Consider the following 22,430-nt stretch of genomic DNA (forward strand, 5'->3'; position numbering starts at 1 on the left):
CCGGTCGTCCCCTCAGCCCCAGGTGCCGCGGATCGTCTCCTCGAACCGGTCGCGGCCGTAGGTCCCCTGCGCCCACCCCTGCACGCGGTCCGACCTCGCCTGCGCGTCCGCGGGCGCACCGAGGACCGCGACCAGCGCGTCCGCGAGGGCCTCCGGGTCGTCGGCCAGCCCGGCGTAGAGGTCGCCGCCGTCGATCCCCTCGGCGCCGACCGTCGTGGTGACGACCGGCACGCCGTGGCAGAGCGCCTCGACGGTCTTGAACTTCACGCCCGCCCCCTGCAGCACCGGCACGAGCGCGACGGCAGCGGCGGCGTACTCCGCGTCGAGGTCGTCGACGAAACCGGTGAGCACCACCCCGCTGCCGGGCGGCAGCGCGGCGACGCGCTCGCGCAGCCGGTCGGTCGCCCCGCCGCCCACGAGGCGCAGCTCGGCGTCGGGCCGCTGCTCGAGGACCCGCGGCCACACGTGCGCCAGCGTCCAGAGCGCGGCCTTGTCGTTCTCGTCGCGCGCGAGGTAGGACACGACCACCACGACCGGTCGCGCGGCCGCCGGGTGCCGCGGCTCCGAGCCGTCCGACAGCGGAGGGTGCACCACGGTGTGCGGCGGGCCGCCCAGCAGCTCGGCGTCCTTCTCGCTGAAGACGAGCACCTCGTCGAGCCGGCGCACCATCGCCGCCTCGTGCCGGCGGGAGCGCGCCGCCACGCCCTGCCAGTACGCCCGGTCCTCCGGGGTGTCCTGCGGCTCGCGGGAGAACGACTGGCTCATCACGTCGTGGAAGGTGCCGGTGATCCGCGCGCGCGGGTTGAGCCGCCGCAGCAGCCGGACGAGGCGGATCGACTCGGAGTACTGCAGGTCGATGACGTCGGCCGCGCGGACCGCCGCCCGCGCGTCGCGAGAGCGCAGCAGCCCGACGAGGAACGCGGCGGATGCCATGCCGGGATCGCGGCGGTGCCGCCAGGTCGTGTCCGCCACCAGGGCGAGGCGGTTCAGCACCTTGCCGACCACGCCTCGTCCGGTCTCGTGCCCGAGCAGCAGCGTGCGTCTCGGCACGCCCGGCCTGGTGGCGACCTCGCGGTTGAGCCGGTTGCCGACGGTGAGCATGGTCAGGTCGGTCTCGGCGTCGAGGAGCCGCTGCAGCTCGAGCAGGTAGCGGCCGCCGGCGTGCGGCACGCCCTCGTGGCCGACGTACATGCTGATCAGCACCACCCGAGGCCTGCCCACGCGTCGCATCCTCCCAGACCGGCGCGAATCGGCGTCCCCGCGACGCCCGTGCCGCCTAGACTTCGCGGCGATGCGACCGGAGGAGCTCAGATGACGACGCGGCTGATCCTGGCCCCCCACATGGACGACGAGGCCATGGGTTGCGGCGGCCTGATGGCCAAGCACCCCGACGAGTGCGTCGTCGTGGTGATGACCGACAGCGGCGAGGTCCGGGCCCGCGAGCACGCGGAGGCGATGCGGATCCTCGGCGTGGGCGAGTCGAAGGTCCTCGGCTTCCCGGACGGCGAGACCCCGCAGCACATGACCGAGATGGTCGGCGCGATCGACGCGATCATGGCGGACCTGAAGCCCGACGAGCTCTACCTGCCCTACCCCTCGCTGCACCAGGACCACATCGCGGTCTACGAGGCGGGGATGCGGTCGTGCCGGGTGTCGATGTCGCTGGACCACTGGTTCCCGCCGAGCGTCTACGTCTACGACATCGCCGTCTACGACGTGAACCTCTACCCCACCGACCTGCGGTGGAACGTCTTCGAGGCGCTTACCGAGGAGCACATCACCGCCAAGGAGGCCGCCTGCCAGGCCTACCAGTCGGAGATCCCCACCGAGGTGCACCCGATCAACAGCGTGCGCCAGATCGCCGGCGCCCTCGGGCAGGTGCGCCTCGTGCCCTACGCCGAGCAGTACGCGCTGGTGCGGACGGTGCGCCGGTGAGGGTCGCCATCCACCAGCCCGACCTGCTCCCCTGGCCCGGGTTCTGGTTCAAGATGCTCCACAGCGACCGCTTCGTGCTCGCCGTGCACGACCAGCTCCAGAAGCACTGGGTGCAGCGGCGCGTGATGATGCGCGAGTCGTGGGTGACGCTGCCGCTGGAGACCAAGCCGCACCTGATCCCGATCAACGAGACGATCGTGAAGCCGGGCTGGCAGGACCACCTCGAGAGCTCCATCACCGGCCGCTACCGCGGCGCGCGGCACTGGAAGGACCGCGGGCCCGACGTGCTCGCGATGGTCCACGCCGTCGACTCCCACAACCTCGCCGACATCAACCACCAGCTGATCCTCGCGATGCGCGACTACCTCGGCATCACGACGGAGGTCGTGGTCACCGACCCGCCGCAGGAGAAGGCGGCCGACCGGGTGCTCGAGCAGCTGCAGATGGTCGGCGCGACGTCGTACCTGTCCGGGACGGGCGCGAAGGACTACCTCGGCGAGGAGGCGCAGGCGAAGTTCCGCGAGCTCGGCATCGGCCTGGAGTTCTCCGACCACCTCAAGACCACCGGTGACTCGATCGTCACCGTCCTGATGGACTACGACGACCCGATGGAGGTCGTCGCGCGCGAGGTCTCGGCGCCCGCCTGAGCGGCGGGCCTCCCGGGCGCGAGCCCGGCCAGGCAGACGCCGAGGAGCATCGCGGCGTCGACGTTGTCGAGGAGCCAGCCCGCCCCGTGGGCGTCCGACCAGCGGATCACCGGCGTGTGGAGGTAGGCGAAGCCGACGACCAGCAGCCCGGCGACGCGCGGCAGCCACTGCTCACGCGTGGCGAGCACGATCCCCGCGAGCGGGAGCCAGATCTGGTGGTGCGGCCACGCCACCGGGGTGGCGACCACCGCGGCGCACCCGATGAGCACGGCCGCGGCGACGTGGTCACCCGCGCGCCGGGCCCGCTGCGCGTGCCAGTAGGCGGCGAGCACCACCACGCCGCCGACGGCGAGCCACAGCACCGTGCGTGCCGTCCCGTCGACGCCCGACCGCGCGAGGACCCCCATCACGGAGCTGTTGAAGCGCAGCTCGACGTCGCCGACGCGCTCGGTCTCGAAGACGGCCTGCGTCCAGAACGTCCGCGTCTCGGACGGCATCACGACGGCGGCGAGCACGCCGCACACCGCGAAGGTCGCCACGGAGGTGGCGAGGGCACGCCACTGCCGCGTGACGGCGAACCATCCCCAGGCCACCATCGGGGTGAGCTTGACCGCCGCGGCGAGCCCGACGAGCGCACCCCGCGCCCGGTCGGGCACGTAGCGGCCGATGTCGAGGACGACCAGCGCGGCCAGCACCAGGTTGACCTGCCCCGTGACGAGGTCGCTCTGGACCTGCGCCGACCCGAGGAAGGCCCCGACCGCCAAGCCGAGCACCGCCAGCCTCGCCGCGACCGCGACCGGCCACGGGCGGGACGAGACGACGAGCCCCACCAGCGCGACCGCCACGGCGATGCAGAGGGTCAGCCAGAGCAGGCCGGTCGTCCGGGGGTCGAGCCAGGTCAGCGGGCGCAGCACGATCGCTGCGAACGGCGGGTAGGTGAAGCCGTACCGTCCGCCGTCCAGGGTGAACTCGTACAGCGCCTCGCCGCGGTCGAGGGCGTCGATCGCGCCGATGTAGACGGCGATGTCACCCGCGGGTCCCACGTCCGCGTCGGCGGCGAGCCTCCAGTCGCTGACCATGTGGCGTACCGCCCACAGCGCCGCGAGGACCAGCGCGAGCGGCAGCGCCAGACCTCTCCCGGGCAGGCGCCGTGCCGTCCGTGCCGCGTCCACGTGGGATCCTCCGGTCGTGCGTGGGTCGGGCGCTCCTCGAGCACCGAGGACTCGGACCCCGCCGTGCGGGATCGTCGTCATCATCGCCGACGACGACCCGTGCGGGGCAACCTGGGCGGCCCCGCAGGTGTCGGCACGTGTCCGGGGCAGTCCCGTGCCAGGACCCTGCGCGTGGGTCCGAGGCGTTCACCGGCGCCGGTCGTTCACTAACCTCACCGCATGCAGGGGGAGTGGCCGGCGGCCGGGGTGAGCAGCGTGCGACGTCGTCGTGGCGTGCCGTGGGTGTGGTGGGGGCTGGCAGCGGTCCTGACCACGGTCTCGGCGCTCACGAAGCTGCCGTGCCTGCGCGGCGGCGCCGACACCGACCGCCTCGCGACGACCCAGTGCTACAGCGACATCCCGCTCTTCTACGTCGGGCGCGGCCTCGCCGCCGACTTCGGATGGTTCGGCCACCTGCTTCCCGGCTACCGCGACCTCGAGTACCCGCCCGTCGTCAACCTCTTCATCGAGGCGAGCGCGCACCTGACCCACCTGGTGCGCGGGATCCCGCAGTCCGAGCTCCGCGACCGCCGGATGCTGACGGAGGCGGGCACCTACGACCTGCCGGGCATGGCCGCGGAGGAGCGCACGTTCTTCCTCCTCAGCTGCGCGGGCCTGCTCGTCGCGGTGCTCGTCGCGCTGGCGGCGGCCTGGCGGGCCGGCTGGACGGTCGGCGACCGGCTGTCGTGGGTGGCGGTCGCGCCCCTCGTGGTGCTCACCGTGACGCTCAACTGGGACGTCGTCGCCCTGGCGTTCGCCGTGCTCGCACTCGTGGCCTGGCAACGCCGACAGCCCGCGCTCCTCGGGACGTGGGTGGCCCTCGGGACGGCCGCCAAGCTTTTCCCGCTCGTCCTGCTGGCAGCGGCCGTCATCCTGCTCGCGCGCCCCGGCTCGCGTCGGGCCCTCGCGCCGGTCCTCACGTCGTTCGTCGTCGTCACCGCCCTGGCGAACGCGCCGCTGCTCCTCTCCGACCGTGACGCCTGGAGCGAGTTCTGGACGAGCAACGCCGACCGGCCCTCCTACTTCGGCTCGGCGTGGCTCGCGCTGCGCATGGTCGGCCACCCGGTGGGGGCGGAGACGCTGAGCCTGGTGCTCGCGGCCGGGATGCTCCTCACGTGGCTGGCACTCGCCGCGCTGACGTGGACCCGACGGATCGAGCCGACGCTGGCCGAGCTGTCGCTGGTGTTCCTGCTCGTCTTCTTCGCCCTCGGCAAGGTCTACTCGCCGCAGTACTCGCTCTGGGTGGTCCTCGGTCTCCTGGTCGTCACCAGGTCCCACCGGCTGGTGCTGCTGGTGGCGGCGGCCGAGACCTGGCACTACGTGGCGACGTGGCTCTACATCCGGGGGATGACCACGCCCGAGCAGGGCATCGACCGGACCTACTGGTCCTCGATCGCGCTGCGGCTCGCCGCCGAGGGCCTGGTCGTCGTCCTCGTCCTCCTGCGCGCGCGCCGGCGGGCGGCCGAGGCGCGCGGCGCCTCGCCCGCGCCGGAGCCACCGACCGCGACCGATCCGGTCAGCCGCGCTCGGTGATCCTGTCGGCCGTGCGTCGCGCCAGGCGCCTCGCGGAGACGTACGCCCGTCCGGCGGCGCCGTAGCGAGGCGCGTGCGCCTGGTAGTGCTGCATCCGCACCGCGTGGGGCAGCAGCGACGGCGAGCCCTCGGCGGTGATGGCGGCGAACGCCTCGTCGAGCCGCGAGCGGACGAGCTCGGCGCTGTGGCGCGACCGCACCCACGCGCGTCCTGCCTCGGCTCGGGCGTCGAAGGTCGCGCGGTCGTGGTCGAACCAGTCCATCGCCTCCAGGGTCCGGTCGCACATGTCGACGACGTCGGAGTCGGCGATCACCGACGCGTGCTCCGGGAGCATGTACTCCTTGGCGCCGTCGCCGGTGAACCCGACGACGTAGCAGCCCGACGCCATCGCCTCGGCGCCCGGCAGCCCGACCCCCTCCCGCTCGGCGCCGAACAGGAAGATCGCGGCCCGGCCGAGCTCCTCGGCCACCTGCTGCTGCGTCATGCCGTCGATGAGCACGATCTCCCACCCGTCGAGACGACCCGAGCGGCGCACGAGCTGGACCGCGCCGAGCAGGTCCTCGCGTCGCCGGCGCGGCATCAGCGCGATCCGGCGCTCCTTGGGACGGGGCTCGAACCAGTCCTCGATCTGGACCGGCACGTCGTGGAGCGGGAAGCCGTCGTGGCAGGCGCGCTCGAGGAAGGTGTGGATCGCGTCCGAGACGGTGAGGGCGGCGGTGGCCTGCGGCCAGCCGGGATAGGCGCCGGGCACGTCGGTGAGGAAGTCGCTGTCGGAGAACACGAAGTCCATGCCCTGGCACAGCATCACGACCGGCTCCCCCTGCGACAGGAAGCTCCACTTCGAGCCGCCCGTCTCCGGCATCACCAGCACGTCCCCGGCCGCGAAGTCGAGCTCGGTCCCGGTGTCGACCGGGGCGGTCGATCCCCACGACTCGTAGGCGAAGCCCAGCGTGCCGTGCCAGACCCGCGCGTCGTGCCCGAGCGCGCACAGGTGCTCGACGTAGCGGTAGATCACCTTGATGCCACCGCTCGGCGAGGGCAGGTCGGGCGCCATGATCCGGATCACGAGCCGATTCAACCAGTCCCGGGTGGACCGCGATCCCGGATGACAGGATGGGAGCCATGTCTGTCCTGGAGGAGGGAACTCGGTGCTGAACCTCCGTGGCGGCCCCGTCGAGCGCGCGGCACGCCTGCTCGGCATCCCGCCCGGGACCGGCGAGCTGGTCACCGACGAGACCCGGCGCAAGCTGCTGCTCTCCGGCGGCGGCTCCATCGTGCTCTCGCTCCTCGACACCCTCGGCGTCGTGGCGATGCTGCCGATGATGCAGTACATCACCGACCAGGACCGGGACTCCGGAGCGCTCGGCGTCGTCAACCGCCTGCTCGGCGAGCCGGGCGACCGCGTCCTGGTGGGAGTCCTCGCGCTGATCATCGTCGGGGCGTTCGTGGTCAAGGACCTCTTCGCGCTGGTGTTCCGGTGGTGGCAGCTCGGCTTCATGGCGCACAACCAGGTCGCCATCCAGGCCAGGCTGCTCGAGGGCTACCTGACCGGGCCCTACGCCTGGCACCTCACCAAGAACACCTCCGACAAGCTCTGGACCGTCAGCGGTGCGGTCGGGCTCGGCTACACGAGCGGGCTCACCGCCACCCTCGGCTTCTTCACCGAGGTGCTCACCATCGGCTTCATCTTCGTGTCGCTGCTGTTCGTGTCGCCCGTGGCCACGCTCGCGGCGCTCGTCTACTTCGGCCTGGCCGGCCTCGTCGTCCAGCGCGTGATCCGGCCGCGCATCCTGCAGGCCAGCCAGCGCAACCTCGAGGCCTCGCAGGCGGTGTCGAAGTCGTCGCTCCAGGCGCTGACCGCCGTCAAGGAGATCAAGCTCAGGCAGGCGCACGGGCCCTTCGTCGCCACCTTCACCGAGGCGAGCGACATGGGGGCGCGGGCCGGCGCGACCGCGTCGTGGCTCTCGGAGGTCCCGAAGTACTTCCTCGAGATGGTCTTCATCGTCGGCGTCGGACTGCTCGCCATCGGCGCGTCCTCGACCAGCTCGTCCGGGGAGAGCCTCACCCTGATCGGCATCTTCACCGCCGCCGGCACGCGCATCCTGCCCAGCGCCGTGCGCCTGATCAACGCCCTCGCCGGCATCCGGTTCGCCCGCGCCCCGCTCGCCCACGTCGTCCAGGAGAACCGGGCGCTCCAGGACGAGCGCAACGCCGAGGCGGCCGCGCGGGTCACCGACGTCGTTCCCACCGGCGACGTCGAGGTCCGCGGCCTGACCTTCGCCTACGCCGACCAGCCCGAGGACCACGTGCTGCGCGGCGTCGACCTCGACGTCCCGCAGGGACGCACCATCGCCATCGTCGGCTCCAGCGGCGCCGGCAAGTCGACCTTCGTCGACATCCTGCTCGGGCTGCACCGCCCGGCCGCGGGGTCGATCACCGCCGGCGGCACCAGCATCTTCGACAACCTGCCCGACTGGCAGCGCCAGCTCGCCGTCGTGCCGCAGGACGTGACGCTCCTCGACGAGACGCTGCGCGCCAACATCGCCTTCGACGAGGAGGTCGACGAGGCCCGGCTCGACGAGGCCCTCGAGCGCGCCCAGCTCAGCGACCTCGTGCGCTCGCTCCCCCTCGGCCTCGACACCGAGGTCGGCGAGCGGGGCGTCCGCCTCTCGGGCGGCCAGCGCCAGCGGATCGGCATCGCCCGGGCGCTCTACCGTCGTCCGCGGCTGCTCGTGCTCGACGAGGCCACCTCCGCGCTGGACAACGAGACCGAGCGCCGGCTCACCGAGACCATCGAGGGCCTGAAGGGCACGATGACCATCGTCATCGTGGCCCACCGGCTCTCGACCGTCCGGCACAGCGACCGGCTGGTCTTCATGTCGCAGGGGAGGGTCGCGACCGTCGGCACCTTCGACGAGGTCGCCGCGGACAACGCCGAGTTCGCGCGACTGGTGGAGCTCGGCCAGCTCACCCCGACGACGGCCGGCGCGCAGGCGGACGCGTGAGCGTGCCCGTCTGCTCGGTCGTCATCCCGACCTACGACGCCGCGCACCTCATCGGCCAGCAGCTGGAGGCCCTGGCCACGCAGGTCGACGCGCCGCCGTTCGAGGTCGTCGTGGCCGACAACCGCTCCACGGACGACCTCGCGGGAGCCGTGGCGGCGTGGGACGACCGCCTGGACGTCCGGCTCGTCGACGCCTCGCGCGCCCAGGGGGTGTCGGTGGCCCGCAACGTCGGGATCGAGCACGCCCGGACCGACCGGATCCTGATCTGCGACGCCGACGACGTGGTCAGCCCCGGGTGGGTGCGGACCATGTCCGACGGTCTCGACGACCACCCGCTCGTCAGCGGACCGGTCGAGACCTCGCGCCTGTCGGGACGCTCCGCTGCCTGGGTGCCGATCGACGAGCGCACCGCGGGCCTCTTCGAGACCTGGGAGGGCCGGACCTACGGGATCGGTGGCAACGTGGGGCTCCGGCGAGGAGTCTGGGCGGCCGTCGGGGGGTTCGACGAGGACTACCCCGCCGGCGCCGAGGAGATCGACTTCGCCTGGCGGGCCGCCGACCTCGGCCACACCTTCGCCTACCTCCCCGACGCCCTCGTGCACTACCGGATCCGCACCGACCTGCGTGGCGTCCTGCGCCAGCAGTACAACTCGGGACGCGGCACCGCGACCCTCTACGCGAAGTTCCGCCCCGCCGAGGTCGTGCCCAAGTCCGTGCCCCGCCGGATCCACCACGAGCTGCTCCTGCTCAAGGGCTTCCCCTGGCGCGGCACCGCCGACCAGCGCCGGATGTGGCTGACGGTGATGGCCTTCGAGGCGGGCAAGCTCGTCGAGGCGCGGCGCCTGGGCAGTCCGGCCCCGTGAGCGTGGTCGCGTCACTACAGTGACACCCGTGACGGTTCTCGGACGCCTGGTGGAAGCGCCGCCCTCCCTGCGGTGGCACCGCAGCAGCCTTGTGTCGCGCACCCTCTACCGACGAGCCTTCGGCAGCTTCGGCGAGGGGAGCGTCATCGTCCGGCCGCACATCATCCGGCGACCGCAGCAGATGCACATCGGCTCCGGGTGCGCCATCTTCGAGGACGTCTGGCTCCAGTGCGAGCACGACCAGAGCCGGATCACCATCGGCGACCGCGCCAACTTCGGTCGCTGCGTCGAGATCGCCTCGACGGACCCGATCACCCTCGGGGACGACTGCGTCGTCGCCTTCGGCGCCCTCATCACCTCGGGCGACCACGACCGCGCGGACCGGCACCAGGTCCGCGCGACCGGGCCCATCACGATCGGCAACGGCGTCTTCATCGGACAGGGCGCCATCGTCCTGGGCGGGGTGACGATCGGGGACGGGGCGTCCGTCGGCGCCAACGCGGTCGTCACCCGCGACGTCGCGCCGGGCCAGACCGTGGTGGGCGTGCCGGCGCGGCCGGTCGGCGGCTGAGCCGTGCGGGTCCTCCTGGTCAGTCCCCGCTTCCACGGCTACCACGCAGCGATCTCGAGCTCGCTGGCCGAGCGCGGGCACGTCGTCACCACCCACCTCTACGACGACCACGGCGGCATCGCGGGCCGCAGCTGGCACCAGCTGCGCCACCAGCTGCCCCACAAGCTCGGCGCCGGCCGCCTGCGCACCCTCGCCCGGGAGCAGACTGCGCGCGCAGTGGCCGCGGTCGGGCGGGCACGCCCGCAGGCGGTCGTCGTGGTCAAGGGCGACACCCTCGACGACGACTTCTGGGACGCCCTCGCCGGCCTCCCCCGCGCGACCTGGCTCTACGACGAGGTCCGCCGCACCCGCTGGACGCCGGAGCGGCTCGCCGCCGCCGGCCCCCTCCTGTCCTACTCCGCGCAGGACACCGACGACCTCGTCGCCCGCGGCCTGCCGGCGCGCCACCTGCCGCTCGCCTTCGACCACCGCCTGGTGCCGGAGCCGACGACGCTGCGCACGCCGCAGGTCACGTTCGTCGGCGCGCGCTACGCCTCCCGCGAGGCCGTGCTGACGCTGCTCCACGACCGCGACGTCCCGGTGCGCGCCTACGGCCGGGACTGGTCGGGCCACCCGGTCGACCGGTTGCGGACCTGGCGCATCGGCGCCCCGCCGGTGCCGTCCGAGCGCGACCTCGACCGCGCCCACGCCTACGACGTGATGGCCGCGTCCGCCGCGACCCTCAACCTGCACGGCGACCAGGACGGCTTCACCATGCGGACCTTCGAGGCGGCCGGGGTCGGCGGCGTCGAGCTGGTCGACCGCGACGACGTCGTCGACCTCTACGAGCCCGGCACCGAGGTGCTGACCTGGACCACCGGCGAGGAGCTCGTCGAGCTCTGCCGCCGCGTGCAGCGCGACCGCGACTGGACGGACCGGATCCGCCGCGCGGCCCGTGCCCGCACCCTGGCCGACCACACCTTCGACCGACGCGCCGCCGTCCTGGAGGACTCGTGGGACACGGTCTGAGGCACCCGGCCGACCTCGTCGCGTGGCGCCGGTGGCACGAGTCGCGGCACCCGGTGCGGTGGGCCGCCCGCAGCGCCCGGTCGCGCGTGCGCCCCGCGGGGCCGGCCGTCGCGGACCTGCTCCTGCCGGCCGACGGCGACCCCACCGTGCTCGTCGCGGTCGAGGCGACCCACGCCAGCGTCGAGAACGCCGTGGTCGCGCCGCTCCGCCACCTGCCGGCCGCGGCCACGGCGGTCGTGGCTCCCGTCGGCTGGCAGCCGCCCGACGGCTTCGCCGCCCACCGGCGCACCACGCTCCCCCTCGACGCGCTCGCCGACCGGACGCGCCCGCGCGTGGTCCTCGCCGCCGGGCACTACACGCCCGTCGGCGCCGCCGCCTTCGCGCTCGCCGACGAGCGGGACGTCCCGTTCCTGGTCTCGCAGCACGGCGCGCTCACGCCGTACGCGCCACCGCTGCCCCGGGCGGCGCGGCTGCTCGCGTGGAGCGAGCGCGACGGCGCGTTCTGGACCGCGGGACGGCGCGACGTCGAGGTGGTGGTCGTCGGCAGCGAGCTGCTGTGGCGGGCTGGGTCGGGTCTCGTGACAGGGGCGACGTCCAGCGGGAGGGGCGGCCCTCTGACCTACCTCGGACAGGGGCACGCGGCGGAGATCTCCCGCGCCCGGCTGGCGCACGCAGCCCTCACCACCTGCCGCGCGCACGGCGCGGTCTACCGCCCGCACCCCTCCGAGCGCGACGTCACGTCCCGTGCCGTGCTGCGCACCCTCGAGCGCGCCGGCGTGCCGGTCGTCACCGACGGTCCGCCGCTGGTCGACCTCGACGCCCCGATCGTCAGCGTCTTCTCCACCGGGGTGCTGGAGGCGGCGGCCCGCGGCCGCGACGCCTGGGTCGACCTGCCGCGTCCCCCGGCGTGGCTCGGCGAGTTCTGGGAGCGTTATGCCATGCGCCGTCTCGGAGACTCCCCCACGCCCGCCCCCGACCGTCCCGCCGTCCAGCCCGCGCGCAGGATCGCCGAGGTCGTCGTGGAGGTCGCGTCGTGACGCTCTGCGTGATCCCCGCCCGCGGCGGGTCGAAGGGCGTGCCCCGCAAGAACCTGCTCGACGTCGGCGGCAAGCCGCTCATCGTCTGGACGATCGAGCAGGCGCTCGCCACCCCCGGTCTCGACGTCCTGGTCTCCACCGACGACGAGGAGATCGCGACCGTTGCGCGTGACGCCGGCGCACGGGTCCCGTGGCTGCGGCCCGCCGAGCTCGCGCAGGACACCACGCCCACCGAGCCGGTCGTGCGCCACGCGATCGAGCAGGTCACCGCGGAGCGCGGCCGGCCCGACGCGGTGATGCTGCTGCAGGCCACGTCGCCGGTGCGCCACCCCGACACCCTCGCCCGCGCCCTCGCCGAGCTCGCCGCGACCGGGGTCGACTCCCTGGTCGGCGTCGTCGAGCAGCCCCCCTTCATCTGGCAGGCCGGCGACCCGCCCACCGCGGCCTACGACGTCGCCGCCCGCCCCCGCCGCCAGGACCTCACGCCCGAGGCCCGGCGCTACCGCGAGACGGGCTCGCTCTACCTCACCCGCACCGAGGTCTACGAGCAGCACGACAACCGCCTCGGCGGCCGGATCGGGCTGTTCGTGATGGCCGAGGACGAGGGCATCGACATCGACACCGAGCTCGACGTCGCGCTGGCGGCCCGTTTGCTGATGGGACGTTGAGCGGACTTCCCGCGGATCGTGCCCGCGCTGGATACCGTGGGACCCGTACGTACACCCACGGAAGGCTCTCGCCTTGATCATCGAGCGTGACCTCACGCCGTACGTCGTCTACTCGGGCGACCCGGTCCTGCGCGCACTGGAGAAGATCACCGCCAACAAGGCGCGGGTGATCTTCCTCGTCGACTCCCACGGCCACCTCGACGGCGTCCTGTCCGACGGCGACTTCCGCCGCTGGGTCAGCACCGCCGCGAGCCTCACCGTCGACGTGCCGGCGATCGAGGCCGCCAACACGTCGCCGCGGAGCCTGCCGATCGGCAGCAGCCCGGCGGAGATCTCCCACGCCTTCGGCTCCGGCATCGACCACGTCGCGCTCGTCGACGACCGCGGCCACCTCGTGGCGGTCGCGATCAACCGCGCCGACGAGCTGCGCATCGGGCGCCACGTCGTCGCGGCCGACGCCCCGACGCTGCTGATCTCCGAGATCGGCATCAACCACCAGGGCGACGTCTCGCTCGCCAAGCGCCTTGTCGACCTGTCCGTCGAGGCCGGCGCCGACGTCGTGAAGTTCCAGCTGCGCGACATGGAGTCGGTCTACCGGCAGGGCTCGTCCGGCTCCGGCGGGGAGGACCTCGGCCCCCAGTACACCCTCGACCTGCTCGCGAAGTACAACCTCGAGGCCGACCAGCTCTTCGAGGTCTTCGACCACTGCCGCGACGTCGGCGTCGACGTCATGTGCACCGCCTGGGACCCGGTCAGCGTCGACCGGCTCGTCGACTACGGCGTCCCGTCGCTGAAGGTCGCGTCCGCCGACATGACCAACCACGCGCTGCTGCGGCACATGGCCGCCAGCGGCACCCCGATGGTGATCTCGACCGGCATGTCGACCGAGGGCGAGATCCGCGAGACCGTCGACGTGGTCCGCAGCACCGGCGTGCCGCACGCCTTCCTGCACTGCCAGTCGACCTACCCGGCGCCGTTCAAGGACGTCAACCTCGCCTACCTGACCCGGCTCGCCGAGCTCACCCAGGCGCCGGTCGGCTACTCCGGTCACGAGCGCGGCTTCCACGTCCCGGTCGCCGCCGTCGCGCTGGGCGCGCGGATCATCGAGAAGCACTTCACCGTCGACCGCGACCTCGAGGGCAACGACCACAAGGTCAGCCTGCTGCCGGGCGAGTTCAGGGAGATGGTGCAGCGGGTCCGCGAGGTCGAGGAGGCGCTCGGCACCGCCGCGCCGCGCGCGGTCTCCACCGGCGAGATGATGAACCGGGTCAACCTCGCCAAGTCGCTCGTCGCCGCCCGCCGGATCGAGGTCGGCGAGGTGCTCACCGCCGCCGACGTCGACATCAAGAGCCCCGGGCGCGGCCTGCAGCCCAACGCGTTCGACAAGCTCGTCGGCCGCGCCACGACCCGCGTGCTGGAGGCGGGCGACTTCTTCTACGCCACCGACCTCGGCGACGCCGCGCCGAAGGGCCGCGCCTACGACTTCCGGCGCCCGTGGGGGCTCGCCGTCCGCTACCACGACGTCGACGCGATGACGAAGGACACCACCCCCGACTTCCTGGAGTTCCACTTCTCCTACAAGGACCTCGACCTGCCGGTCGAGGAGGTGTTCGCGGCCTACCCCGACGGCCTGCCGATGGGCTTCACCACCCACTCCCCCGACCTGTTCGCCGGCGACTTCCTGCTCAACCTCGCCTCCGAGGACGACGCCCACTGGGAGCGCTCGATCCGCGAGCTCCAGCGCGTCGTCGACACCACGCGCGAGATGCAGCAGCACTTCACGAGGCACGCCGACGCGAAGGGGGCGTCCGAGGGCCCGGTCATCGTGGCGAGCCTCGGCGGCTTCACCACCGACGCCTTCGTCGCACCGGCCGAGCGCGAGCGGATGTACGCCCGGGTCGCCGCCGGGCTCGCCCGGGTGGACGACTCCGGCGTCCGGCTCTGCGCGCAGACGCTGCCGCCCTACCCGTGGTACATGGGCGGCCAGCTCTACTGCAACCTGTTCGTCGACCCGCGCGACACCGCCGCGTTCGCCGAGCAGCACGACCGCCGCCTGTGCTTCGACGTGTCCCACTCCAAGCTGTCGGCCAACTACCTCGGCATGTCGTTCGGCGAGGCGACCGACCTCCTCGCGCCGCACACCGAGCACCTGCACCTCGTCGACGCGACCGGCGTCGACGGCGAGGGCGTGCAGGTCGGCGACGGCGAGATCGACTGGGCCGTGCTCGCCCAGCAGCTCGACGCGATGGCGCCCGGGGTCAGCTTCATCCCCGAGATCTGGCAGGGCCACGTCAACGACGGGGAGGGCTTCTGGATCGCCCTGGAGCGGTTGGAGCAATGGTTCTGACCCCACCCACCGCGCTGTGGGCGATCCCGGTCAGCGACCTCGCCGGGGTCGCCCGCCACGTGCTGGACGTGGCCCGGGAGGGCATCCCGGGCTGGCGGCTGGTGTTCCTCGCCCCGCCCGGTGCCCTGCCGGAGCGGCTGCGCGGCCTGGGCGCGAAAGTGGCGGAGGGCCCGTTCGGCCCCGACCACGGCCTGCGCGCCTCCGTCGCCACGCTGCGTGGGGCCGTACGCCGCGAGCGGCCCGCGGTGGTGCACACCCACCTCGCCCACGCCGACATCGTCGCCGCGCTCGCGGTCGGCCGCGGTCCGCGGCTGGTGAGCACCGAGCACGGGATCGCGCGCGACGACGTGGTCTACCACCGCTCGGGTGCGAAGACCCGGCTGATGGCCGCGGCCCACACCGCGCGGATGCGCCGCGCGCACGCGGCGATCGCGGTGAGCCGGGCGACCGCCGAGGCGATGGCGGAGAAGTGGCACCCCCGGGTGCCCGTGACCGTGGTGCCCAACGGGGTCGACCCCGTGGCCTCCCCTCCGCGCGCCCCGGGCCTGCGCGTGCTGTCGCTCGCCCGGCTGTCGCCGGAGAAGCGGCTGCCCGCGCTGCTCGACGGGTTCGCGGCGCTGCGCCGCGACCACCCCGACGCGACGCTGACCCTCGCCGGCACCGGGCCCGAGGAGCCCGCCCTGCGGGCGCAGGTCGAGCGGCTCGGCCTCACCGCCGCCGTCGACCTGCCCGGCTTCGTCGACCCCGAGCGGGCGATGGCCGACCACGACGTGCTGGCCATGCTGTCGGTGTGGGAGAACTGCTCCTACGCCCTGCTCGACGCCGCCGTCCGCGGCATGGGCGTCGTCGCCAGCGACGTCGGCGGCAACCCCGAGATCCTGCCCGCGCGCTCGCTCGTGCGCGCGGAGGACCCGGCGGCGGTCGCCGCGGCCCTGGCCGCCCAGGGGCTCGACGCGGGCGCCCGCCCCGGGCTCGAGCGGTGGCCCACCGTGTCCGAGATGTGCGCGCGGACGGCGGAGGTCTACGCCGCGGCGGGGGCGGGCCGATGAGCCGCGTCGAGTCGCCCTGGAACCTGCCGGACCGCAGCGTCGACCGGGCCGACGAGGCTGACCGCGAGGTCCGGATCACCGACTTCGTGCTGCTGGCCAGCCTGCCGTTCCGGACCGTCGAGGTCGCCGGGTTCCCGCTCAACGAGCTCACCATGGCGGCGCTCGTCGGCCTGTGCCTGCTGCGTCCGGCCCGCGCGGGCGCCCGGCTGCCGTCGCCCGTCGTGATCCTGGGCGGCGCGCTGGTCGCGGTGCTGCTCTGGTCGGGGATCGCCAACCAGGTCGACTGGACCCGGCGGATGGGCCACGTCGCGATCCTCGCCGGGCTGGTGTGGGCGTTCGGCACCGGGCGGGTGTCGCTGCGCTCGGCCGGGCTCGGTCTCGCGACCGGCGTGGTCGGGGTGATCGGGCTGGCCCTGGTCGGCATCGGCGGCGCCGCCTACGAGGGCCGGCTCACCGGCTTCCTCGGCGACCCCAACGCCGGGGCGTACTTCATCGTGGTGCTCGGCGCGCTCGCGATCTTCTTCGCCGACGAGCGGTGGAAGGTGCGGCTGGCGCTGGCCGTCCCGGTCCTCGCCGGACTGGTGCTGAGCTACTCCCGCACCGGCCTGCTCGCCGGGGCGTTCGTGGTCGTCTGGGTCCTGGTCGGCCGGCGCCTCGGGATCGTGGGCGGCGCGGCGGCCGCGGCCGGCCTGGTCTGGATCGTCGACAACATCCCGAAGGGCCTGACCACCTTCGGGCCCTTCTCCGACCGCTCCGGCAGCGACAACCTGCGCGACCGGATCATCGCCCAGGAGCGGGTCCAGCTCGCCGACGCACCCTGGTACGGCCACGGCCCCGGCACCGCGAAGGTCAACATCAAGGACCTCGAGTTCTTCTTCCACAACAGCTATCTCGCGACCCGCCAGGAGGGCGGCTGGATCGCGCTGCTGCTGGTCCTCGGGCTCCTCGCGTTCGCGTTCCTGCGGCTCTCCGCGCAGTCGCGGCGCGGGGACCTCGTCGCCGCGGGCGCCCAGGCGGCGATCCTCGGCGTCGCGGTCATGGCGGTCACGCTCGGCGAGGTGCTGCTCGACACCCCGATGGCGATCGCCGTCGGCTTCGCCCTCGGCCGGGCCCTGCACGCACGCGGAGCACCGGATGGCTGAGCGGGTCTTCCTCGCCGCCAACAACGCCGACCTCGGCGGCGGCGAGCAGATGGTGGTCCGCACCGCGGCCGCCCTGGTGTCGCTCGGACGACCGGTCACCGTCGTGGCGCCGGACTCCCCGACGGACGTGCTCGACGCGGCCGCCGGAGTCGGGGCCGACGTGGTCGCGATCCGCGCCGACGGACGTCGCGACCACCTGCTGCGGCTGCGGGCCTGGGACCGTGCCGAGCGCGACGGCGTGCTGTGGTGCCACGGACTGGTGCCGGCGCTCGCCACCGCCGGGCACCGGCGCCGGCTGGTCCACCTCCACCAGCTGCCGCGCTCGCCGCAGCAGTGGGCGGCGCTGCGCGTGGCCCGCACCCGCAGCGACCGGCTGCTGGTGCCGTCGACCCACCTCGCCGGCCGGGTCCCCGGGGCCGAGGTGCTCGCGAACTGGACCGACGACGTAGCCCGCCGGCCGCGCCCCGCCCCGAGCGGACGGATCGGCTTCCTCGGCCGGCTGTCCAGCGACAAGGGTCTCGACGTGCTCGCCCGCGCGGTCGCCGCGGGCGACGGCACGCTCGTCGTCGGCGGCGACGACCGCTGGGTGCCCGACGAGCAGGCCGCGCCGGTCCGCGCGGCGCTCGCCGCGCTCGGCGAGCGGGCCGAGCTGCTGGGCCGGGTCGCCCCGGTCGCCCTGCTCGAGCGCTGCGACGTGGTCGCCTTCCCGAGCCGGGTGCCCGAGTCGTTCGGGCTCGTCGTCGCCGAGGCGATGGCCGCCGGCGTCCCGTTCGTGGTCTCCGACGCGGGCGCGATGCCCGAGGTCGCCGGGCCCGACCACCCGTGGGTCGCGCGCGCCGGCGACGTCGACGACCTCGCCCGGGTGCTGGCGCTCGCGCTGCACGCGGACGCCGCCGTCGTCCGGGACGTGACCGACCGGGCCCGCGCGCGGTGGGAGGCCGAGTACTCCCCCGAGGCCGGCCGGTCGCGGGTCCGCCGGCTGCTCGCGGAGCTCGACCGATGACCCGCGCCGAGGTGGCGATCGCCCACGACTACCTGACGCAGCGCGGCGGCGCCGAGCGGGTCGTGCTGACGCTCATGCGGGCCTTCCCCGAGGCCGCGGTGCACACCACGCTCTACGACCCCGAGGGCACCTACCCCGAGTTCGCGGGCGCCGACGTCCGCGTCTCGCCGCTCAACCGCGTGAGCACCTTCCGCCGCGACCACCGCCTCGCCCTCCCGCTGCTCGCCCCGGCCGCGTCGCGGCTGCGCGTCGACGCCGACGTCGTCGTCGCGTCCAGCAGCGGCTGGGCGCACGGCTTCGACACCCCCGAGGGCACCCGCACGGTCGTCTACTGCCACAACCCCGCCCGCTGGCTCTACCAGACCGACGAGTACCTCGGTGGCCCCGCGTGGCGCTCGCCGCTCGGGCCGCCGGTCCTGGCGCTGCGCCCGTTCCTGCGCAAGTGGGACCGCGGCCGCGCCGACAGGGTCGACGTCTACCTCGCCAACAGCCGGGTCGTGCAGAGGCGGATCCGCGAGACCTACGGCCGCGACGCCGAGCTGCTGCCTCCTCCGCACGGGATGGACGCCTCCGCCCCGCGCGAGCCGGTCCCCGAGCTCGACGGCTGGGAGCCCGGCTACGCCCTCGTCGTCTCGCGGCTGCTGCCCTACAAGAACGTCGATGCCGTGATCGAGGCGGTGCGCGGGACCGGGCGCCGGCTCGTCGTCGTCGGCCGCGGCCCCGAGGAGGCGCGGCTGCGCGCCACGCTGCCCGACAACGTACGCCTCCTCGGCGGGCTGCCCGACGCCCAGCTGCGGGCGGTCTACGGCGACGCCGGCGTGCTCGTCGCCGTCAGCCACGAGGACTTCGGGCTCGCCCCGCTCGAGGCCGCCGCCTTCGGCGTGCCCGCGGTCGCGCTGCGCGGCGGCGGCTTCCTCGAGACCGTCCTCGAGGGCGAGACGGGCGTCTTCGTCGACCGCCCCGACCCCGACCTGATCGCGACCGGCCTCGCCCGGTCCGACGCGGAGCGCTGGGACCCTGCAAGACTGCAGGCTCGGGCAGAGGAGTTCGGCGAGCGACGCTTCATCGAGCGGATCCGCGCCGTGGCGTTCCAGGAAGGCAGGGTGGGCTGACCGTGCGACCGGAGGGCAAGCGGCTGCTCCCCTGGCTGGTCGGCGGCGTCGACCTGCTCATGATCAGCGTGGCCACCCTGCTCGCGCTGCGCTTCCGCCTGACGCTGTCGATCTTCAACGCGGCCGGCGACGTGCTCACCAACACCGCGCTGGCCAGCGTCTTCTTCGTCGCCACCTGGCTGGTGATGCTCGCCTTCTTCGGCGCATACGAGCGTGACGTCTTCGGCGCCGGCACCGAGGAGTTCAAGCTCGTCGTCAACGCGTCGTTCTTCACCGCCGCGCTCGTCGCCACCACCGCGTTCCTCATGCAGTACCCGCTCTCCCGCGGCTTCTTCGTCCTGCTCTTCCCGATCGGGGTGCTGCTGCTCCTCCTCGGCCGGCTGGCCTCGCGGCGCATCATCCAGCGGCTCCGCGCCACCGGGCACTTCACCGAGAAGGTCGTGCTCGTCGGCAGCCCGATCTACATCGCCGAGATCCACAAGGTGCTGACCCGCGAGTCCTGGCTCGGCTACGAGGTGATCGGCTGCCTGGTGCCGGGCGTCCACGCCGGGACCGAGACGACCGTCTCCGGCGTCCCGGTCCTCGGGCTCATCGAGGACGTCCGCGCGGTCGTCGACGAGGTGTCGCCCGACATCGTGTTCTTCACCGCGGGCGCGGTGAAGTCCTCCACCCAGCTGCGGCGCCTGGCGTGGGAGCTGGAGGACAACGCGCACGTCCAGATCATCGTCGCCCCCAACGTCACCGACGTCTCCAGCGAGCGCATCCGGATCCGGCCGGTCGCCGGCCTGCCGCTCATGCACCTCGGCCGCTCCCGCTCGCAGCTCGCCTCCAACGACGCCAAGCGCGCCTTCGACGTCGTGGGCGCGCTCCTCGTCCTCGCCGTCGTGTGGCCGGTGCTCCTGGCCCTGATGGTCTGGATCCGCCGCACCGACGGCGGTCCGGCGCTGTTCCGGCAGACCCGGGTGGGCCGGGAGGGCCGGGAGTTCACCTGCCTCAAGCTGCGCTCGATGTCGATCGACGCCGAGCAGCGCCTCGCCGAGGTCGAGGCCCGCGACCACGTGCTCTTCAAGAGCACCGAGGACCCGCGCGTCACCCGCCCCGGACGCTTCATCCGGCGCTTCTCCCTCGACGAGCTCCCCCAGCTGGTCAACGTGCTGCGCGGCGACATGAGCCTGGTCGGCCCGCGCCCGCCGCTGCCGAGCGAGGTCGAGCAGTACGAGGACGACATGCTGCGCCGGCTCAACGTGCTGCCCGGCATGACCGGCCTGTGGCAGGTGTCGGGACGCTCCGACCTGTCCTGGGAGGACACGGTGCGCCTCGACCTCTACTACGTCGACAACTGGTCGATGGTGCAGGACCTGCTGATCCTCGCCCGCACCGTCACCGCCGTGCTCGCCAGCCGCGGGGCGTACTGACCGCTCGGGGCCCAGCCCGCCCCCGTTCCCCGTGGCGGTCGAGCGGACCCTCCGACCACCGGGCGAGTCGAGCGGATCCTCCGACCACGGGGCGACTCGAGCGGACCTCTGTCCGCTTGTCGACCGGCATGCCGGTCGACAAGCGACCATGCCGGTCGACAAGCGACCATGCCGGTCGACAAGCGACCATGCCGGTCGACAAGCGACCATGTCGGTCGACAAGCTCGTCGAGGAGCGGACCCTCCGACCACCGGGCGACTCGAGCGGACCTCTGTCCGCTCGACGCCCGGCATGCCGGGCGACCAGCGACCACGCCGGTCGCCCAGTCGGCCGGGCGAGCCCCACGCCGACCCGATCGCGCGCGGTCAGTCCTTGCCGGAGCGGACCAGCCGGCGCCGGCCCTTGCCGGCGGTGGAGTACTTCTCGAGGGTCTCCTGCTCGGCCTTGTAGCCGCCGTAACCGCCGTAACCCCCGTAGCCGCTGCTGTAGGCGATCGCGCTGGCGCCCTTGACCGGCGCCTTGTTGAGCACCACGCCGAGCAGCCGGCTGCCGACCTGGTCGAGGATCCGGCGGCAGTGCTCGCTCTGCTCGATCTGGGTCCGGCCGGCGGCCTGCACCAGCAGCGCGCCGTCGCAGAAGGCCGACAGCAGGCCGGCGTCGGTGACCGGGAGCAGCGGCGGCGCGTCGAGGATGACGAGGTAGTCGTGGGACAGCTCGTCGACGAACTGCTTCATCCGCAGCGAGCCGAGCAGCTCGCTCGGGTTCGGCGGGATCCGCCCGGCCGGCAGCAGGCTGAGGTTGGCCAGGCCGGAGTCGACGATCACGTCGCGGACGTCGACGTCGCCGGCCAGCGCCTGGGTGAGGCCCACGGCGCCGTCGATCTCGAAGGTGCTGGCGATCATCGGGCGGCGCAGGTCGGCGTCGACCAGCAGCACCGGCGTGCCGGCCTGGGCGACGAGGCGCGCGATGTTGGACGACACGGTCGACTTGCCCTCGCCCGCGAGGGCGGACGTCACGACGATGCGCCGCGGCTCGTTGTCGACGTCGACGAAGCGCAGGTTGGTGCGCAGCTGGCGGAACGACTCCGCCGCCCGACCGAGGTCGCCGCGCACGCCGCGGTGGCCGCGGTCCAGCGCGTCCTCCTTGGGGATGACGCCCAGCACGGAGGCGCCGGTGGCGTCCTCGACGTGCTTGACCGAGCGGATCCGGCGGTCGATGAGCCGGCGCGCGATGAGCACGGCGTAGGCCAGCGCGAGGCCGCCGGCGGCGCCCTTCATCGCGGCCATGCGGTAGTCGGGGGTGAACGGCGCGCCCGGGAGCTGCGCCTCCTCCAGCGGGACGATCCGGGTCAGCGGCTCGCCCTTCGGCGCCGACTCCCCGGTCTCGATCTCCTGTGCGACGACGACGACCGCGTCGATGACCGCGTTGGCGAGGTCGCGCGCCTCCTCCGGGGTGCTGCCGACCGCCGAGACTGTGAGCGCGTTGACGGTCGCGTCGACGGAGGCCGAGAAGCGACCCGCGATCGCGCTCGGCGGCACGTCGAGGCCCAGGTCGTCGACGACCCGCTCCGCGACGGGCGTCTTCGACACCAAGAACGCATAGAGGTTGGCCTTGTCCTCGGCGAGCTGCGCGTTGCCCTGCTCCTCGCCCGCCGTCGCGGCGTTGCCGACCTTGACCAGGCCGGACGAGGTCGCGGAGTAGAGCACCGGGTCGCGCGTCGTCTTGGCCATCATCAGCAGCGCACCGAGGACCGTGCAGCCGATCAGCACCCACACGTAGGCGCGGCTCAGCCTGACGAAGTCCCCGAAGGTCATGCCCGCGAGTCTAGGACGTACGCCTCGCCCGACGTCCGGTTTCGCGACACGCCGCCGCACCGGCTGGCAC

The 22,430-nt window shown here is 73.6% G+C and carries 19 protein-coding genes; 15 read left to right on the top strand and 4 right to left on the bottom strand.

Going from position 1 to position 22,430, the window contains the following annotated elements; genetic code table 11:
• Positions 1–12: 12 nt before the first annotated feature.
• The gene (locus LN652_RS10275; RefSeq protein ID WP_230444565.1) at positions 13–1,221 is read right to left on the bottom strand and encodes a glycosyltransferase family 4 protein; all 1,209 of its coding nucleotides are present in this window, start codon (positions 1,219–1,221) and stop codon (positions 13–15) included.
• 90 nt (positions 1,222–1,311) lie between these two features.
• Here LN652_RS10275 and LN652_RS10280 point away from each other — a divergent pair, with 90 nt between their 5' ends.
• Complete coding sequence (locus LN652_RS10280) at positions 1,312–1,935, top strand: PIG-L deacetylase family protein (protein ID WP_230444566.1); 624 nt, start codon at positions 1,312–1,314, stop codon at positions 1,933–1,935.
• Positions 1,932–2,582, top strand: a complete 651-nt coding sequence (locus LN652_RS10285) for a WbqC family protein (protein WP_230444567.1) — start codon at positions 1,932–1,934, stop codon at positions 2,580–2,582. Before LN652_RS10280 ends, LN652_RS10285 begins: the two co-directional genes overlap by 4 nt.
• Here the strand turns inward: LN652_RS10285 and LN652_RS10290 are convergent.
• Positions 2,531–3,754 (bottom strand): glycosyltransferase 87 family protein, encoded by a 1,224-nt coding sequence (locus tag LN652_RS10290; protein WP_230444568.1) that lies wholly within the window; start codon positions 3,752–3,754, stop codon positions 2,531–2,533. The two genes, LN652_RS10285 and LN652_RS10290, sit on opposite strands and share 52 nt — an antisense overlap.
• A gap of 219 nt (positions 3,755–3,973) precedes the next feature.
• On the opposite strand from LN652_RS10290, the gene LN652_RS10295 reads away from it, so the two are divergent.
• Positions 3,974–5,326, top strand: coding sequence for a glycosyltransferase 87 family protein (locus LN652_RS10295; protein WP_230444569.1), 1,353 nt, complete (start codon positions 3,974–3,976; stop codon positions 5,324–5,326).
• Here LN652_RS10295 and LN652_RS10300 read toward each other — a convergent pair.
• A complete protein-coding gene (locus LN652_RS10300; protein WP_230444570.1) occupies positions 5,310–6,392 on the bottom strand; it encodes a glycosyltransferase in 1,083 nt (360 codons plus the stop codon). The two genes, LN652_RS10295 and LN652_RS10300, sit on opposite strands and share 17 nt — an antisense overlap.
• Positions 6,393–6,474: 82 nt before the next feature.
• Here LN652_RS10300 and LN652_RS10305 point away from each other — a divergent pair, with 82 nt between their 5' ends.
• The 12 genes from LN652_RS10305 to LN652_RS10365 all read left to right on the top strand — a co-directional run bounded on the left by LN652_RS10305 (position 6,475) and on the right by LN652_RS10365 (position 20,546).
• Positions 6,475–8,331, top strand: a complete 1,857-nt coding sequence (locus LN652_RS10305; protein WP_230444571.1) for an ABC transporter ATP-binding protein — start codon at positions 6,475–6,477, stop codon at positions 8,329–8,331.
• Positions 8,328–9,194: a glycosyltransferase family 2 protein gene (locus LN652_RS10310; RefSeq protein WP_230444572.1), complete on the top strand. Its 867-nt coding sequence runs from the start codon at positions 8,328–8,330 to the stop codon at positions 9,192–9,194. Before LN652_RS10305 ends, LN652_RS10310 begins: the two co-directional genes overlap by 4 nt.
• 28 nt (positions 9,195–9,222) lie before the next feature.
• The gene (locus LN652_RS22035; RefSeq protein ID WP_329958481.1) at positions 9,223–9,765 is read left to right on the top strand and encodes an acyltransferase; all 543 of its coding nucleotides are present in this window, start codon (positions 9,223–9,225) and stop codon (positions 9,763–9,765) included.
• A 3-nt stretch (positions 9,766–9,768) separates the two neighbouring features.
• Positions 9,769–10,773 carry a glycosyltransferase family protein gene (locus LN652_RS10325; protein WP_230444573.1) on the top strand — a complete coding sequence of 335 codons (1,005 nt, stop codon included), beginning with the start codon at positions 9,769–9,771 and terminating at the stop codon, positions 10,771–10,773.
• Positions 10,758–11,810: a prephenate dehydrogenase gene (locus LN652_RS10330; protein WP_230444574.1), complete on the top strand. Its 1,053-nt coding sequence runs from the start codon at positions 10,758–10,760 to the stop codon at positions 11,808–11,810. The genes LN652_RS10325 and LN652_RS10330 overlap by 16 nt, the downstream gene beginning before the upstream one ends.
• Positions 11,807–12,478: an acylneuraminate cytidylyltransferase family protein gene (locus tag LN652_RS10335; RefSeq protein ID WP_230444575.1), complete on the top strand. Its 672-nt coding sequence runs from the start codon at positions 11,807–11,809 to the stop codon at positions 12,476–12,478. Before LN652_RS10330 ends, LN652_RS10335 begins: the two co-directional genes overlap by 4 nt.
• A gap of 73 nt (positions 12,479–12,551) precedes the next feature.
• The gene (locus LN652_RS10340) at positions 12,552–14,825 is read left to right on the top strand and encodes an N-acetylneuraminate synthase family protein (RefSeq protein ID WP_230444576.1); all 2,274 of its coding nucleotides are present in this window, start codon (positions 12,552–12,554) and stop codon (positions 14,823–14,825) included.
• Positions 14,816–15,874, top strand: a complete 1,059-nt coding sequence (locus LN652_RS10345; protein ID WP_230444577.1) for a glycosyltransferase family 4 protein — start codon at positions 14,816–14,818, stop codon at positions 15,872–15,874. The genes LN652_RS10340 and LN652_RS10345 overlap by 10 nt, the downstream gene beginning before the upstream one ends.
• Positions 15,871–17,016, top strand: a complete 1,146-nt coding sequence (locus tag LN652_RS10350; RefSeq protein ID WP_230444578.1) for an O-antigen ligase family protein — start codon at positions 15,871–15,873, stop codon at positions 17,014–17,016. Before LN652_RS10345 ends, LN652_RS10350 begins: the two co-directional genes overlap by 4 nt.
• Entirely contained in the window at positions 17,009–18,019 is a 1,011-nt protein-coding gene (locus LN652_RS10355; RefSeq protein ID WP_230444579.1) for a glycosyltransferase family 4 protein, read from the top strand. Before LN652_RS10350 ends, LN652_RS10355 begins: the two co-directional genes overlap by 8 nt.
• Entirely contained in the window at positions 18,016–19,131 is a 1,116-nt protein-coding gene (locus tag LN652_RS10360) for a glycosyltransferase (protein WP_230444580.1), read from the top strand. The genes LN652_RS10355 and LN652_RS10360 overlap by 4 nt, the downstream gene beginning before the upstream one ends.
• A gap of 2 nt (positions 19,132–19,133) precedes the next feature.
• Positions 19,134–20,546, top strand: a complete 1,413-nt coding sequence (locus LN652_RS10365) for a sugar transferase (RefSeq protein ID WP_230444581.1) — start codon at positions 19,134–19,136, stop codon at positions 20,544–20,546.
• A 365-nt stretch (positions 20,547–20,911) separates the two neighbouring features.
• On the opposite strand, the gene LN652_RS10370 is transcribed toward LN652_RS10365, so the two are convergent.
• A complete protein-coding gene (locus LN652_RS10370; RefSeq protein WP_230444582.1) occupies positions 20,912–22,360 on the bottom strand; it encodes a polysaccharide biosynthesis tyrosine autokinase in 1,449 nt (482 codons plus the stop codon).
• Between the last annotated feature and the right edge of the window lie 70 nt (positions 22,361–22,430).

The sequence above is a fragment of the Nocardioides okcheonensis genome, from assembly GCF_020991065.1.
Classification (GTDB): Bacteria; Actinomycetota; Actinomycetes; order Propionibacteriales; family Nocardioidaceae; genus Nocardioides; species Nocardioides okcheonensis.